Annotated in this window: 17 protein-coding genes; 7 read left to right on the forward strand and 10 right to left on the reverse strand. The window is 44.7% G+C overall.

Features of this window, described 5'->3' with window-relative positions; genetic code table 11:
• Positions 1 to 113 precede the first annotated feature (113 nt).
• The gene (locus AC5W2J_RS15500) at positions 114 to 719 is read left to right on the forward strand and encodes a DNA-3-methyladenine glycosylase (protein ID WP_496060364.1); all 606 of its coding nucleotides are present in this window, start codon (positions 114 to 116) and stop codon (positions 717 to 719) included.
• 21 nt (positions 720 to 740) lie between these two features.
• Here the strand turns inward: AC5W2J_RS15500 and AC5W2J_RS15505 are convergent, their stop codons facing one another.
• The gene (locus tag AC5W2J_RS15505; RefSeq protein WP_496060365.1) at positions 741 to 2,180 is read right to left on the reverse strand and encodes an MDR family MFS transporter; all 1,440 of its coding nucleotides are present in this window, start codon (positions 2,178 to 2,180) and stop codon (positions 741 to 743) included.
• 12 nt (positions 2,181 to 2,192) lie between these two features.
• Positions 2,193 to 3,077, reverse strand: a complete 885-nt coding sequence (locus AC5W2J_RS15510) for a TetR family transcriptional regulator (protein ID WP_496060366.1) — start codon at positions 3,075 to 3,077, stop codon at positions 2,193 to 2,195.
• Positions 3,078 to 3,335: 258 nt separating this feature from the next.
• On the opposite strand from AC5W2J_RS15510, the gene AC5W2J_RS15515 reads away from it, so the two are divergent.
• Positions 3,336 to 4,202: an SDR family oxidoreductase gene (locus AC5W2J_RS15515; protein ID WP_496060367.1), complete on the forward strand. Its 867-nt coding sequence runs from the start codon at positions 3,336 to 3,338 to the stop codon at positions 4,200 to 4,202.
• Positions 4,203 to 4,235: 33 nt separating this feature from the next.
• Here AC5W2J_RS15515 and AC5W2J_RS15520 read toward each other — a convergent pair whose 3' ends face one another.
• The gene (locus tag AC5W2J_RS15520) at positions 4,236 to 4,799 is read right to left on the reverse strand and encodes a nitroreductase family protein (protein WP_496060368.1); all 564 of its coding nucleotides are present in this window, start codon (positions 4,797 to 4,799) and stop codon (positions 4,236 to 4,238) included.
• A gap of 157 nt (positions 4,800 to 4,956) precedes the next feature.
• Here AC5W2J_RS15520 and AC5W2J_RS15525 point away from each other — a divergent pair, with 157 nt between their 5' ends.
• Positions 4,957 to 5,499 (forward strand): TetR/AcrR family transcriptional regulator, encoded by a 543-nt coding sequence (locus tag AC5W2J_RS15525; RefSeq protein WP_496060493.1) that lies wholly within the window; start codon positions 4,957 to 4,959, stop codon positions 5,497 to 5,499.
• Positions 5,500 to 5,553: 54 nt separating this feature from the next.
• Positions 5,554 to 6,459 carry a cation diffusion facilitator family transporter gene (locus tag AC5W2J_RS15530; RefSeq protein ID WP_496060369.1) on the forward strand — a complete coding sequence of 302 codons (906 nt, stop codon included), beginning with the start codon at positions 5,554 to 5,556 and terminating at the stop codon, positions 6,457 to 6,459.
• Here the strand turns inward: AC5W2J_RS15530 and AC5W2J_RS15535 are convergent.
• The 6 genes from AC5W2J_RS15535 to AC5W2J_RS15560 all read right to left on the reverse strand — a co-directional run bounded on the left by AC5W2J_RS15535 (position 6,456) and on the right by AC5W2J_RS15560 (position 11,270).
• On the reverse strand, positions 6,456 to 7,172 hold the full coding sequence (locus AC5W2J_RS15535; protein WP_496060370.1) for an NAD-dependent deacylase: 717 nt from the start codon (positions 7,170 to 7,172) through the stop codon (positions 6,456 to 6,458). The genes AC5W2J_RS15530 and AC5W2J_RS15535 overlap by 4 nt on opposite strands.
• A 21-nt stretch (positions 7,173 to 7,193) precedes the next feature.
• Positions 7,194 to 8,261: a PQQ-dependent sugar dehydrogenase gene (locus tag AC5W2J_RS15540; RefSeq protein WP_496060371.1), complete on the reverse strand. Its 1,068-nt coding sequence runs from the start codon at positions 8,259 to 8,261 to the stop codon at positions 7,194 to 7,196.
• Positions 8,262 to 8,273: 12 nt separating this feature from the next.
• A complete protein-coding gene (locus tag AC5W2J_RS15545) occupies positions 8,274 to 9,119 on the reverse strand; it encodes an SDR family oxidoreductase (protein WP_496060372.1) in 846 nt (281 codons plus the stop codon).
• Between the two features lie 140 nt (positions 9,120 to 9,259).
• Positions 9,260 to 9,460, reverse strand: a complete 201-nt coding sequence (locus tag AC5W2J_RS15550; RefSeq protein WP_120193703.1) for a cold-shock protein — start codon at positions 9,458 to 9,460, stop codon at positions 9,260 to 9,262.
• Positions 9,461 to 9,801: 341 nt separating this feature from the next.
• Positions 9,802 to 10,017, reverse strand: coding sequence for a PAS domain-containing protein (locus tag AC5W2J_RS15555; RefSeq protein ID WP_496060373.1), 216 nt, complete (start codon positions 10,015 to 10,017; stop codon positions 9,802 to 9,804).
• Between the two features lie 122 nt (positions 10,018 to 10,139).
• Positions 10,140 to 11,270 carry an NADH-dependent flavin oxidoreductase gene (locus AC5W2J_RS15560; RefSeq protein ID WP_496060374.1) on the reverse strand — a complete coding sequence of 377 codons (1,131 nt, stop codon included), beginning with the start codon at positions 11,268 to 11,270 and terminating at the stop codon, positions 10,140 to 10,142.
• 171 nt (positions 11,271 to 11,441) lie between these two features.
• Between AC5W2J_RS15560 and AC5W2J_RS15565 the strand changes: the two genes are divergently transcribed.
• Both AC5W2J_RS15565 and AC5W2J_RS15570 read left to right on the forward strand, forming a co-directional pair.
• Positions 11,442 to 11,855 carry an organic hydroperoxide resistance protein gene (locus AC5W2J_RS15565; RefSeq protein ID WP_496060375.1) on the forward strand — a complete coding sequence of 138 codons (414 nt, stop codon included), beginning with the start codon at positions 11,442 to 11,444 and terminating at the stop codon, positions 11,853 to 11,855.
• A gap of 114 nt (positions 11,856 to 11,969) precedes the next feature.
• Entirely contained in the window at positions 11,970 to 13,103 is a 1,134-nt protein-coding gene (locus tag AC5W2J_RS15570) for a DEAD/DEAH box helicase (protein ID WP_496060376.1), read from the forward strand.
• Positions 13,104 to 13,128: 25 nt separating this feature from the next.
• Here AC5W2J_RS15570 and AC5W2J_RS15575 read toward each other — a convergent pair whose 3' ends face one another.
• Entirely contained in the window at positions 13,129 to 13,353 is a 225-nt protein-coding gene (locus AC5W2J_RS15575; protein ID WP_496060377.1) for a hypothetical protein, read from the reverse strand.
• Positions 13,354 to 13,627: 274 nt separating this feature from the next.
• Between AC5W2J_RS15575 and cshA the strand changes: the two genes are divergently transcribed.
• Positions 13,628 to 15,103, forward strand: coding sequence for a degradosome RNA helicase CshA (gene cshA / locus AC5W2J_RS15580; RefSeq protein WP_496060378.1), 1,476 nt, complete (start codon positions 13,628 to 13,630; stop codon positions 15,101 to 15,103).
• The last annotated feature ends 55 nt before the right edge of the window (positions 15,104 to 15,158 follow it).

A 15,158-nucleotide genomic window follows, 5' to 3' on the forward strand; every position in this document is an offset into this window, starting at 1 on the left:
TGAATAAATAGATATACGTTATATAGAACATTATAGTTCTTTATATTGTTCTAATCATGAGTCGAAGTAACTATTTTCGGTTATTTTATCCCTAATATAGAGGAGGAAATCTATTGAAACGCCTTGATAAAGAATTTTTCCATCTGCCGACCCTGGAATTATCCAGAGCTTTGCTTGGACAGACGCTTGTAAAAGAAACACCGGAGGGCAGAACGACAGGCAGAATTGTGGAAACGGAAGCCTATATAGGCCCGGAAGACCGGGCTGCCCACAGTTACAAAGCCAGACGTACAAAACGAACAGAAATTATGTTTGCTTCCCCGGGGCATGTATACACGTACACGATGCATACCCATTGTTTGTTTAACATTGTATCCGCGCCGGAAAACAGCCCGGAGGCCGTTTTGATTAGAGCGGTCGAGCCCTTATCCGGACAGGACCTGATGGAAAGCCGCAGAAGCGGTCGCAGGGAATTGGAATGGACCAATGGTCCCGGAAAACTAACCAAAGCGCTAGGAATCTCGATGGAGGATTATGGCAGGCACTGCTGTGATGACACCTCTGTCTATCTGCTGGAAGGCAGAATACCGGGAAATATTGAAGCGGGACCGCGGGTTGGCATTGACAACAGCGGAGAAGCAGTAGACTATCCGTGGAGGTTTTGGGATTCAAGTAGTCCATATGTCTCAAAAAGCAGAAAAAAGCCAGACACTCCATGAGGAGTGTCTGGCTTTTTTATTCTATGAAGGGGAGTTTCCTTTTTCGGACGCCGGCTGGAAGGCCTCGCTTGGTTTCTTATTTCCTTTAATAAAAAAGGATAAGACAAGTCCCAATAGAGAAATCACGGCGGTAACGAGAAAGGCCGTATTGACGCCTTCGATCAGTGCAGTCGATGGAGCAGAAGCAGAGCCTGCCGCAACACTGCTCATAATAGTAATCAGGACAGCCGTGCCGATGGAGCCTGCCACCTGACGCATCGTATTCGTCATGGCGGTGCCGTGGGGAATTAAATCCTCCGACAGCTGATTAAGGCCTGCGGTAGTCATCGGCATCATGACCATGGCCATGCCAAGCATGCGGAATGCATGCAGCGTAGCTATAGCGGTTAACGAAGTCATGTTGTCAAAATAGATAAATGGAATCGTACCTCCGACAAGTGATGCCATGCCGATAAGGCCCAGCCATCTTGCCCCGACCTTGTCAAAAATACGGCCGGTAATAGGAGAACAGATTCCCATCACTATAGCGCCCGGCATGAGAATAAGCCCGGATTGCAGGGCGGTGAACCCTCTGGCGTCCTGAATGTACAAAGGAAGTATAGTAGCCGCCCCGATCATAGCTGTAAAAACAATCATCGTAATAACGGTAGTTAAAGTGAATATTGGGTTTTTAAATACCCTGAATTCAAGAATAGGGGTAGGCAGTTTAAGCTGCCGCGTAATGAAGGCTACGAGGGAGACAACCCCTATGGCTAAGGTGATGGTGACAACCGGTGCCCCCCAGCCGCTTGAACCCGCTGTACTAAATCCGTAAAGCAGGCCTCCGAAGCCGAAGGTGGATAAAATAATGGAAAGGCTGTCCATTTTCGGGTGCTTTAATGTCGTAACGTCTGTCATCTTAAAATAGGCCACAATTAAATTGATAATGGCAATAGGAAAAATAATATAAAAAAGCAGGCGCCATGAATAGTTATCAACAATTAAGCCTGATAAAGTAGGACCGATGGCGGGTGCAAATGATATAACCATACCGACAAGCCCCATAGCGGCTCCGCGTTTGTCTATAGGGAAAATAAGCAGAAACACGGTCTGCATCAGCGGCATCATAATTCCTGCCCCCATGGCCTGCACGATACGTCCGACGATGAGGATGCTGAATGCAGGCGACACAGCGGCAATAAGGGTACCAATAGCAAACAGCCCCATAGCAGCCATAAAAAGGCGCCGGGTCGTGAACGTTTCAATTAAAAAAGCTGTAATGGGGATCATAATACCGTTAACAAGCAGGAATACAGTAGTAAGCCACTGGGCCTGGGATGCATTAATATTTAAATCTCCCATAATGGTTGGAATGGCAGTGGCCAGAAGTGTCTGGTTCAGCACCGCGATGAAAGCGCCTGTAATTAAAATAGATACAATAATTCTTGTGTTAATTTCTTTTCCGGTTGTAGTATCTGTCATTTCCCTTTCCTCCTAGTGCTCTGAGCGGTAAATACGCTCAGCATGGATGGTCTCTTTTTCAATTTCGCTCTGCTGACGTAAGTGAGTGAAAAGCGCATCCACAATAATCGTATTTACATTCGTTCGAACCATTTCTTCTTTCAGCTGCCGGACAGCCTGCTGAAAGTATTCGTGCTTTTCCTCCGGCAGTTTTGTTTTGATGGCAGCCTGAAGTTCAAGCAGGCTGTTGTTCCATCTTTTTTCAAAAGGTTGGTGCTGTTCTTTTTCTGCTTCTTCTATAAAGGGAGCCATATACGCAGAAGTAAACAACGGCTCTTTCGATTTCCGGGAAGCAATGACTGCTTCAATGCTGGAGGCAACGAACTCTGCTATTGCTTCGTAGTCGACATGCTCTTCTTTTTTCTTATCTAAAAGAAGCGTGATCTCCCGGGTAAAGCCTTTAAATAAAATAGTCAGATCCCAGATATTCGCCTGAACATCACTTCCGAATCCTTCCAGAAGCATGTTTTTGTGCCAGTTTAGCAGAATGCCGTAGCTTTGATTCATCAGCTCATTAACTCTGCGTGACTGCTGGGGTTTTGCCTGCTGGAGCATATAAATGAATTCCCGCTTGCCGATAAACCCGCGGATTTCCTCCATTACTTTTGCTTTGAAAGCTTCTCTGGGTGTAAGCGAAGTATCCATCTGGATTGCTTCCGATCTGGCAATCATTTGATCACGGTTGTGTGTAGCAATATTTAAGAGAATATCCTCTTTGTTTTCAAAATACTTATAAATAGAGGCTTTGGACATACGGCACGCTTCAGCTATATCCTGAACCGATGTTTTATAAAAGCCTCTTTCTGAAAATAAATGCATGCTTTTAGTGAGTATGAACTGCTTTTTCTCTTCGATCATAAATTCATTCTTCTCCTTAAAACTGATTGGTTTCTATAAAACGTTCAAGTTTTTTACCATGATTTATCTTATCGAACCCAATAGACAAAGTCAAGAATAATGTTTCAGTTTCCGAAATAAATATACATGTGTATTTTGATCCATTTTTTGGATAAATAATGAAGAAATTGGCTGGTTTGTGTTTTAAAAGAAGAGGAGGGGGAAGAGGAGGAGTATTGCCAGCAAGTCATTTAAATAAAATCAAGCAGGAGGATATATATGGACATCTCGAAAAGACAGACAGAAGGACAGCCGAATCAGACACAGCCGGAACAGCCGGGTGTAGAATCGAAAATGGATCCCCATCCGGTCCAGCCGGATCAGTATAAAGGAGCAGAAAAGCTTAAAGACAGAGTTGCTCTTATTACAGGAGGAGACAGCGGCATTGGTCGTGCTGTGGCAATGGCTTATGCCAAAGAGGGTGCGCATATAGCAATCAGCTATTACAATGAACACGATGATGCGGAAGAAACAAAACGCCTGGTAGAGCAGGAGGGTGTAAAAGCAGTACTGCTTCCGGGAGATGTATCGGAAGAGAGTGTCTGCAAAGATATTGTGGAGAAAACAGTCAGTGAACTGGGGAAGCTGGACATCGTAGTAAATAATGCAGCTATTCAATATCCGCAGAACGACATTCAGGATATTTCGTTTGAACAGCTCGACAAAGTATTCCGGACAAACTTCTATTCTGTTTTCCATGTAACTAAATTTGCTGTTCCGCATTTAAAAAATGGAAGCTCGATTATCAACACGACATCCATTAATCCATACAGAGGAAATCCTGTTCTGATTGATTACACCGCAACAAAAGGAGCGATTGTTGGTTTTACAAGAAGTATGGCAGGAAGCCTGGTCGATAAAGGGATACGAGTTAACATGGTAGCCCCGGGCCCGATCTGGACGCCGTTAATTCCTTCTACATTTGACGGAGAGTCGGTGGAAAAGTTTGGAACAGACACCCCGATGGGACGTCCCGGACAGCCTTCTGAGCACGTAGGAGCGTACGTACTGCTTGCGTCTGATGAATCTTCCTACATGACCGGCCAGTGTATTCATATTAACGGCGGCGACTTTATGTCCTCGTAACAGCAAAACTCCCGGCCGTGGCCGGGAGTTTTTTTATTTTAATGTCGTTATTTTATTCAGCACGGAAGTTCTTGGCTTAGCAGCAGGTATATGATCCGGATAACCTATCTGCATAAGCCCGACAATCGTTTCTTCAGTATCAATGTGCATCGCTTCCTTGAATATATCACTGTCAACATAGCCGCCGGTTTTCCAGATCATGCCGATTCCCTGTTCCCAGGCACAAAGCTGAAAGTTTTGGATAAGTGCACTGGAAGCGCCGAAATTTTCCTCCCATTTTTTGCGGTTTTTTTCGGCAGCATTGATGACAATCAGATGAGCGGAAGGTCCCATTATTTTTGCGCGTATTTTATCAGGATTTTTTTGCTTTTTGCACTGGCTGTTGTAAGCAAGCATTGCCTCCAGCAGATTTTCCTTTCCATTTTCGAGACAGAGAATAAAGCGCCACGGTTCCCGTACGCCGTGGTCCGGTGCCCACTTTGCTGTTTCCAGCAGGTCGATAATCATTTCTTCGGATACTGGCTCATCCGAAAAAGAGTTGATGGATCGTCTTTCTGTAATAATACCGGCAAGGTCTTTACGCTGCGTTTGAATCATGGGAAAGTCATCCTTTCTTAACTGAGAACCATTTTCATTAATCGTAGCATAAACGGACTGGAAGAACAAAAGATAACATGTTACAATTAGAAATGACTGATAGTCATTCATTTTTCAGGAGGGATACATTATAGACACCACAAAAAGAGAACGGATCCTGCAAAGTGCCATCAACGTATTCTCCGAGCAGGGACTCGAAAAAACAAAAGTAGCCGATATTGTTAAGCAGGCCGGAATAGCCCAGGGGACCTTTTATTTATATTTCCCTTCAAAATATGCATTAATTCCTGCGATAGCAGAAAAGCTGCTTGATGATATTTTAACAATTATGGAAGAAAAAATTACTGCAGGTCAGACGTTTGAAGAGAAAATAGCAGCTATTGTAGATGCTACATTTGAAATTACTGCGGAATATAAAGATGTACTCGCCTTATGCTACTCGGGTCTTTCTTTATCAGGGGCCCTTCAGGAATGGGAAAAAATTTATGAACCTTATTACCGCTGGATGGACGAGCTTCTTGAAGGTGCCATCCGAAAAAAAGAAATTCGTCCGGGTATCCGGGTAAGGATTACTTCCAAGATGCTGATCGGCGTCATGGAAGAGTCAGCGGAACAGGTGTATTTATTTGATGAACACTATGATGGCAGTACGGAATATCGGGAAGAGCTTAAATTATTTATTACCCAGGGGTTGAAATAAATTCCTGGCAGTCAAAATGACTGACATTCATTCATTAAAGGAGAAGAGTTAATCGTGAAATTACAAGAATCAACGCTGCTTCGTTTATCTGTGACGGGGGCTTTATTATTTTCTGTTATGGGTATCATTTGGGGCATCTCTGCTGCCTCCCAGATGATACTGTTTGACGGACTGTATTCCCTCATCAGCCTCGGACTTTCCTTTATGTCGATCAGCGCCTATTATTTTATGAAAAAAGAAAACCTTAAGCAGTTTCAATACGGAAAAGAATCGATCGAGCCGCTCATTGTTTCATTTAAAGCTTTAGTAATTACCCTCTTATGTATAGGTGCTATCGCTTCTTCTATTTACGCGTTATGGAACGGTGGAAGAGAAATTGCGCTCGGCAGCGCTCTTGTGTATGCCGTAATAAGTACGATTCTATGCGGCGGGGTATATGGTGTGATCCGGGGCAGGGAGGCAGGGGAGAGTTCCTCTTTTCTCCAGGCAGAATCAGCCCAGTGGCTGATGGATACCCTGCTGAGTGCGGGAGTGCTGGCAGGATTTCTGCTGGCTTTTATCCTGCAGGCCGCCGGTTTTCAAACTGTGATACCTTACGTGGATCCATTGATGGTACTTGTGATCGGCTTGTATTTTTTAAAAATGCCGTACCAGCTTCTTCGCAGTAATGGAAGAGAATTAATTCGAATGGTCCCGGCACCGGACACAGCAGCTCTTATTCATGCGAAAGCAGAAGAGTTATTAGTGAAGTACAACATGCAGGATATGATTGTAAGAACAACCAAAGTAGGGCAGACGTTGTATATTGATATTGATTATATTATTGACGATACGTCCGACATTCAGAACGTAAAGGAAATGGATATTCTCCGCAGGGATTTCGAGGCGGGCATAAAGCAGGTGGACATGGGAAAGTGGGTAACCATCACTTTTACGGCAGATAAGTACTGGGCTATTTAAAGGTAGGAATGGATTGAACGGATCGTTTCTGAAATTGTATGACCGGTAAACAGATGGTCCGCCAAATGGTCCAGTTCTGTTTCGCTTTCATTGATTATAACCAGGGAGGCACCGTTTTGTTTTGCATCTTCAGGAAAATAAGAAGCCGGCGCTACGGTGAGGCTTGTTCCCAGTACGATAAAAAGATCTGATTGCAGAGCGGCTTTCTCTGCTTGTTCCAATGCCTTGGAAGGAAGCATTTCCCCAAATAGAACAATATCAGGGCGGAGCAGTCCGCCGCAGGAAGGGCAGGCTGTTTCTGCCTTTACATAAAGAGACGTATCTTCACGGGTTCCGCAGTCATTACAGCGGAGCGATGCCAGAGACCCATGGAGTTCAGATACAGAACGGCTTCCTGCTTTTTGATGGAGGTTGTCTACGTTTTGCGTGATAATCTGCTGGACAAAGCCGGTACGCTCCCATTCCGACAGGAGAATATGCCCGTCATTTGGAGATACGCTCTGCAGAGCTTCGATTCGTTTCTGATAAAAGGAAACAAACGAAGAGCGGTTGTTGTGCATAGCCTCAGTGCTGGCCATTTTCACGGGGTCATACTTCTGCCAGAGTCCCTGCTGGGACCGGAAATCCGGGAGCCCGCTTTCTGTGGACATACCGGCTCCTGTCATTACAGTAGTATAAGAAGAGGCTTTTAGTAAATCCGCTATGTTCTTCATATTTCCAACAGCTCCTTTTATTTAATAGTCCGTCAGTTCAATAAGGCGATCATCGTTATCGGATGGGTTGCCCCGTCCATCACCGTTATTCGTTACGATATACAGGCGGTCTTCTTCTGCCCACACATCACGAAGCCTGCCTTCTCCGCTGTAAATGACAGTCATTTCTTCTGATTCTATATTAAATCGCATCAGCTGTGTGCCGCGGAGGCCGGTTACAAATAAATCCCCGTTGTCGTCCGCATCCATACCGGAAGGTGCCCATGTATCGCTGCCGGAGTGAAAGAGAGGACTCTGCATCGTATCGTCCTGTTCGTCACCGGTGATTTCCGGCCAGCCGTAGTTTTCTCCTGCCTGAATCTGGTTGATTTCATCTTCGGCAGAAGAACCGTGCTCCGAGCTGTACATGATGCCTTCCTCGTTCCAGGCCAGCCCCTGCGGGTTACGGTGCCCGTAGGAGTATACGTACGAACTCTCCATAGGGTTATCTTCAGGAATCATCCCATCCGTATCCATTCGCAGAATGCTCCCTGCCAGATTGTCGGGATCCTGAGAGCTGTCTTCAACGTCTGCGTCACCGGTGGTGGCGTAAAGCATGCCATCCGGACCAATTTCCAGCCGACCGCCATTATGAATGGAAGCTCCGGGTATTCCGTCGAGGAGCACTTCGTTCTCGGTCCACTCATCGCCTGAGCGTTCCAGAGAGACGATACGGTTGGCCAGGCCATTATCGGATTCATACGTATAGTAGGCATAGGCCGTCTGGTTAGTATCGTCAAACTCAGGGTCAAGTACAAAGCCGAGAAGCCCGCCTTCGCCTTCTGCAGCGACGTCATCCGATAAGTCCGGTTCGGTTCTTGTGACGCTGCCGTTTTCATCAATCCATGCAATGGTTCCCGGTCGTTCGCTGACGAAAAATCCGTCCGCATGCGGCTGGATTGCCCAGGGGACATCAAGGTTTTCAGCGATCGTAATTGCTGAGGCCGAGCTGTCGGCACTATTTTCTGAACTGTTATCGGTTTCCTCGTTGCCGCAGGCTGTGAGCAGCAGGGAGACGCTGCCCAGAAAAAATAATGGTTTCTTATACATAAAAAAACCTCCTTAGTTGGCACTAATGATTTCTTTTTCGCTCCATTTCCACAAATCTTCCGCAAGATCACGATCGAGAGCCGTGTTGGAAGGAACGATCGGCTGCATGTTTTCAAAATATTTGCCAGAAACCGAAGCTGCTTCAGGAGAAGAAGCGAGGTGAACGGCAGTTGCAGCTCCTTCTTCCGACGTCTGAAAGAAAGGGCGGAGAAGAGCATGAATGCCTCTGCCAAATCCAGTTTCCCGGTTTACGCCAAGACTGGTGCTGACGGCGCCGGGGTGAAGGCTGTTGATGGTGACCGGTGTATTGGAAAGACGCTGATCGAGAGAAAGGGCGAATAAAATATTTGCGAGTTTCGATTGGCCGTATGCTTTCCAGATGCTGTATTCTTTTGTGAAATGAGGGTCTTCAAAATCCATGCGGCCCCATTTATGGGCACCGGAAGAGACCATAATGATCCGCCCCTGCGGCGCGGCTTTTACTACGTCAAGAAGCAGATTCGTTAATAAAAAAGGACCTAAGTGGTTAACGCCGATCGTTTTTTCAAAACCATCGGCCGTTTCTTTTCTTTTTGTCTCGATCACGCCGGCGTTATTGATTAAAACATCGAGCGAGTGCCACCGGGAGGTGAAAGCCTGACAAAAAGAACGGATGCTTTCCAAAGAAGCCAGGTCACAGATCATCATTTCCGCAGAAGAGCAGCCGCTGTAGTTGTTAATTTCGCGAATAGCATTTATACCCCGTTCATTATTTCTTGATGTAATAATAACGTGAGCCCCTTTTTTAGCAAGCGCCTTGGCAGAAGCAAGACCCATACCGGTGTTTCCACCGGTAATTAATACCCGTTTCCCATTCATATGTACTGCCTCCTTTGTATACCTTGCTTATTCCCAATATGAGCCGGGCGGAAACAAAAGGGAAGGAGGCAAAGAATGCAAAAAAGAGCTCCCCCGAAGGGAAGCTCTTTTCATTATGGTTTTTCATTGGTGTCGGCTAATTATGCTTTAGTTACGTTAGCTGCTTGTGGTCCACGGTCGCCTTCAACGATCTCGAAGTTAACTTGCTGGCCTTCTTCAAGTGTTTTGAAGCCTTCTTCCTGAATTGCGGAGAAGTGTACGAATACGTCGTCTGCACCTTCGCGCTCGATGAAGCCAAAACCTTTTTCTGCGTTAAACCATTTAACTGTACCTTGTTCCATGTGATGTTCCTCCTGCGTGCGTAATAATCTGTTGCGCACTAATAGTATTACTTATCTTGCAAACCGATACCCTATTTGTTAATAGTTGTACCGGACAAAATAGCTACTTTAGAATACCATCGATTTTTAGATTTTGCAACCACCTGATGGATAAATTAATCATATTTTCTGCATGATCAGCTTTTTATACGAATAAATAAAGAAATATAAAAGTTGTAAATGCTTTCAGGATAGTAGTTTCACCGGTTTTTAGGAAAATGATGAAAAAGCGAAAAAAACTTTAATTATTTTTTTGTTTATAGTTTACAGCGTCTTTTACCGTTTTAAATGCTGTAAAAGAGTTAAGGCTGGCATGAACTTCTTTTGAACGAACGGCAGTTTTTTCCAAGAATATCTTCGTAGCTGTATCCGGTCATCTGCATAAACCCCTGGTTTGTATAAAGGATCGGGTTGTCTTTAAATGCCGGATCGGAAACAATAACACCTGCCCGGGTGTGGTCTATCGCTTCAAGAAGGATGGAAGCTGCGGGCAGATCAATAGGGAAATGACTACCCATGTTGTGAAGGGCTCCTTTATTATGTAGTAGCTTTTTTTCTGTTCATAATAGTATCATTTTTTTATGAATGCATAGAAAAAAACTCCTTTCCGGCAGCAGAGCCGGTAAAGAAGTCTAAGGTGTTATTTATCTGTTACCGGAAACCATCCCGGCGTATTGATAATAGCCTGCCAGAGGGCATCAGGAATGACAAGTTTTCTTTGGTCGTTAACGGAAAGCGTTGTTTGAATCGCTTCCTCTTGTCCGTCCGCTGCTTTTTCAATCCAGTCCGGCTCCATAATGAATTCCCGGCCAAGAGCAATAAGCGGAACGCCGGAAGCCATTGCTTTTTCCGCCTCTTCTGGTGTGTGAAGAGAACCTACTCCAATAACAGGAATACGCGAGCCGATCTTTTCCTGAATGAGCGACACCCGGGAAGCAGTATCGTGTTGATTTCTCATAGAACCCGACCAGAAATTCTGCACAGAAACATGAATGTAATCGAGCGTCTGTGAAGCCAGTATTTCAGAAAGAGTCAACGTATCTTCCATTGTGATACCTGGATTCTCTGCTTCTTCAGGAGAAAGGCGGTAGCCGACAATAAATGAATCATCTGCATGGGTTTTAGCTGCTTCCAGTACCGCCTCAGTGACGGCCAAAGGAAATCTGGTACGGTTTTCAAAACTGCCTCCCCATTCGTCTTCTCTTCTATTAGAATGTGGGGAAAAGAACTGCTGAATCAAATACGTGTTGGCTCCGTGGATTTCTACCCCGTCAAATCCGGCCTCAGCGGCTCTTCTTGTTGCTTCGCCAAAGCTGTGAATAATATGAATGATTTCGTCTTTTTCCAACGCTCTCGGCGTCACTGCGTTTTCACGGACAGGTGCTACCGCGCTTGCGCTCACCGGCATATTGTCAGGGACAAGCTCGGGCGGGCACATTCTTCCTCCGTGAAAAATCTGCAGAACCGCTTTGGAACCCTTTGCTTTGATGGCATCAGCAAGTCTTGTAAGTCCTGGAATTAAATCGTCGCGGTGGACGCCTATTTCATCTTTAAAGCCTTTGCCGTCTTCTGTGACATTTGCACAGGCTGTTACAACAACAGAAGCGCCGCCGGATCGTCTTTCGTAATAAGCTATTTCTTCATCACTGACCTCGCCGTTTGGCATAGATGCAAAATTGGTCATTGGAGCCAGGAAGACCCGGTTTTTAAGTTCCAGTCCACCGGGGAGAGTGAATGTTTGTAAAAATGAATAGTTGTGTGATGCAGTCATATCATGTCCTCCTCTATTTAAGTTACAAAGTATATTCTAGATAATGATTAATAACTAAAGCAACTAAATTAGCTTATGGATGTTTGATGATTCAACAGGCGGGGTAAATTAAGTAATGGCTAGAATTTCACAGCAGTAGAAATGCTGCTACTAACTAAGGAGGAATTTATAATGGAAACAATATTTACTTCTTATGCAACAGCACAAGGCGGTCGTGAAGGCCACGTTAAATCGGACGACGGGCTTATAGATGTGAATTTGGTACAGCCGGGATCCGGTTCGGAAAAAGGCTCAAATCCTGAGCAGCTTTTTGCAGCAGGTTATTCCGCATGCTACGACGGGGCATTGAACCTGATGGCCAAAAATGAAAAAAAGAATATTACTTCAGAAACAACAGCAGCTGTTAGTTTAAATAAAGACGAAGCAGACAATGGCTTTAAAATCAGCGTAGAGCTGACGGTTAATATCTCCGGTGTTTCCCAGCAGGAAGCGGAAGAATTAACGGAAAAAGCTCATCAGTTCTGCCCATATTCCAAAGCAACAAGAGGAAATATTGACGTAACAATTACTACAAAAGCGGAATAATAGAGTAAAAAGAACGGCTGCATCAGCGGCCGTTCTTTTTTTTATCTCTAAATCTATATTATTTTATGCTAAACTAGATATTACTGAATAGATAAGCGTAAAAGGAGATATTACATGAACAACGAAAGTCCGGCATTGGATGCGTTCCCTTCTTATATACAAGATAACTGGGAGAAAAGCAGTTATACAGAATGGACCCCTATCCAGGAAAAAGTAATTCCGCCATTGTTAAACGGCGAAAACGCATTGTTTCATTCCCCGACCGGTACAGGAAAGACAGTAGCGTATCTGCTGCCGTCTCTTCATAAAATAGATGAATCTGTTAAACAAACGCAGGTTCTGATTGTCGTACCAACGAGAGAACTGGCGATGCAGGTAGCAGAGCAGGTGAAAATATGGACGCAGGGATCCGGAATTAAATCCGCAGCATTTATCGGCGGAGCCAATATCCAGCGTCAGCTCGACAAGCTCAAGAAAACCGTTCATGTGGTCGTAGGCACACCCGGAAGGCTGGATGAGCTGAAAAGCAGAAAGAAATTGAAGCTGCACGCGCTGCAGACGTTTATTGCGGATGAAACGGATCAACTGCTGCAAAAAGAAAATACGAAATATATGCAGTCACTGCTTAAAGATGTGAAGCGGGAAACCCAGCTGGTTTACACATCGGCTACCGTAACAAAAGAAGTCCGGGCATTCGCCGAACGGACAATGGAGCCTTATCAATTATTCAGTGTTGAATTTACGCAGGAAGAAAAAGATAGAATTACCCACTTGTACATTGTGTCTGATGAGCGGGATAAAATCGATCAGATGAGAAAAATTGTAAACGCCGTTGGAAAGCAGGCAATCGTTTTCGTTAACAACGCGGATAAACTGGAAGAAGCTTCCGGGAAAATGAACTACAGAAACTGGTCTTCGAGGACGCTTCATGCGCAGAGCTCCAAGGAAGAACGGGAAAAGTCATTAAAAGCGTTCAGAAATGAAGAGATCAGGCTGCTTCTTGCATCAGACGTTGCAGCACGGGGGCTGGATATTGAGGAACTGCCCTGCGTTATTTCACTTGATCTTCCCTTTACAAAAGAACAGTATACCCACCGTGCCGGAAGAACAGGACGGATGGGAAGAGAAGGTCTTGTGATTACCCTATGTACTCCCCGGGAAGAATCCATCTTTAAGCGCATTGCAAAAGAGGCGGATGTTCACGCGGTAAAAGCTGCGATCCGAGGCGGGGAATTAGTGGAAGCATAAAAAACCGCTCCCGAAGGAACGGCTTTTAAACAGTATCAAACAATTCTTTTTCAAAAGTGTTCAAGTGGGTAGCCAGCGTAATGATACATTCTTTATGGTAGTAATGTTTCACGGCTTCAGCCATCTCGTGCTGTGAAGCGAAGTAATGGATATTCCGGCGGTTATTGGCAATTATTTCAATATCGGCTGATGTTCCGGCGGTTACCTGCTGAATTTTTTCATCAAAGATGTAAGCATAAGGCTTATTCATTCCAGGGCCCCCTTAAAAAATAGTTTTAGGAACTGCCCTTATTTTATACCTAATAATGGAGTAAATCAATCTGCCATATATAAAGATAATGTTACTGTATTTTAATGATTGTAAAAAAATATTAATGAAAATGATGTTTTAAGATCAATAAATATGGTATAATATTAAGGTTATGGAATGAACTAGTTAAGCGAACTTTCAAAGTAAAAGTATCTGCCACACTATTTTGTTGCGGAAATAATAAGAAATATGAAATATAAAGGAGATTATTTTATTGACTTTGTTTAAAGAACTAAATATCAACCCGGAAATCTTAAAAGCCGTTGAGGCTATGGGATTTGAAGAAGCAACACCTATCCAATCAGAGGTTATTCCTAAGCTGAAAGCAGGCAAGGATATCATCGGCCAGGCACAAACAGGAACAGGTAAAACAGCAGCATTTGGTATTCCGCTTATTGAAAACATGAATAAAGAAGAAAAAGCACCACAGGGCTTAATTCTTGCTCCTACAAGAGAATTAGCTATTCAGGTATCTGAAGAGATCAACCGCCTGGGCAAGTACGCAGGCATCTGGTCCCTTGCGATTTACGGCGGACAGGATATTTCACGCCAGATTAAAGCGTTGAAAAGATCCCCGCAGATTATCGTAGGAACTCCAGGTCGTTTCATGGACCATATGAGAAGAAAAACAATCCGTCCCAACACGATGAGAATGGTTGTATTGGATGAAGCGGACGAAATGCTCAGCATGGGATTTGTTGAAGACATTGAAACAATTCTCAGTGAAACACCGGAAGACCGTCAAACATTGTTGTTCTCAGCAACTATGCCTACAAGATTGAGAACAGTAACGAGCAAGTTTATGAAAGATCCAGAATCCATTAAAGTAAAAAGCAAAGGCTTGACGGTTTCCAACATCGAGCAGCGTTATATCGAAGTACCGGAAAAGCAGAAGTTTGACACGCTTTGCCATCAGCTTGATATTACTCCTCCTGATCTGGCTATCGTTTTCGGCCGGACAAAAAGAAGAGTAGACGAGCTTGCTGAAGCTCTTTCCCAGCGCGGCTATGCTGCAGAAGGTATCCACGGAGACCTGAAGCAGGAAAAGCGCGATAAAGTAATCCGCAAATTTAAAAAATCTACTATTGATATACTTGTCGCAACAGACGTTGCAGCAAGAGGGCTTGATGTAACGGGCGTAACGCACGTTTACAACTTTGACCTGCCGCAGGATCCGGAAAGCTACGTTCACCGTATCGGCCGTACCGGCCGTGCCGGTAAGAATGGTTTGGCTTACAGCTTTGTAACGCCAAAAGAAAAAAGCCATTTGAAGTATATTGAAGATACAACAAAAGCGAAAATGATCAGAGAAGAGCTTCCTACCTTTGAAGACGCAATGGAAGGACGCGTTCATCAGGCTGTAGAAGATCTTGAAAAAGCAGCAAAAGGAGAAAGACTGGACGCTCTTAGAGGCCCGGCTGAAAATCTTCTTAGTGAATACGATGCGGTAACGCTCGTAGCAGCGGCCCTTAAGGTCAATACAAAAGAAGCTGAAAAAGCAACAGTCAAGCTGACGGAAGAAGCACCACTCCGCTCTAAAAAACAAGGCGGCGGCGGTAACTACCGTAAGAGAAACGATGGCCCCCGCGGCGCAGGCGGCGGCGGTAAGAAACCTTACGGCAAGTCAACGCAGCGTAAAGAGAGTTATGCAAGAACAAGAAGAAATCCAAAACGTCCTGCAAACTCATAAAACAAAAACAAACCGCCTTCGGGCGGTTTTTTTGTATGGATAGAGCCGGCTGACA

This window comes from Sinobaca sp. SA16-1, assembly GCF_059510515.1.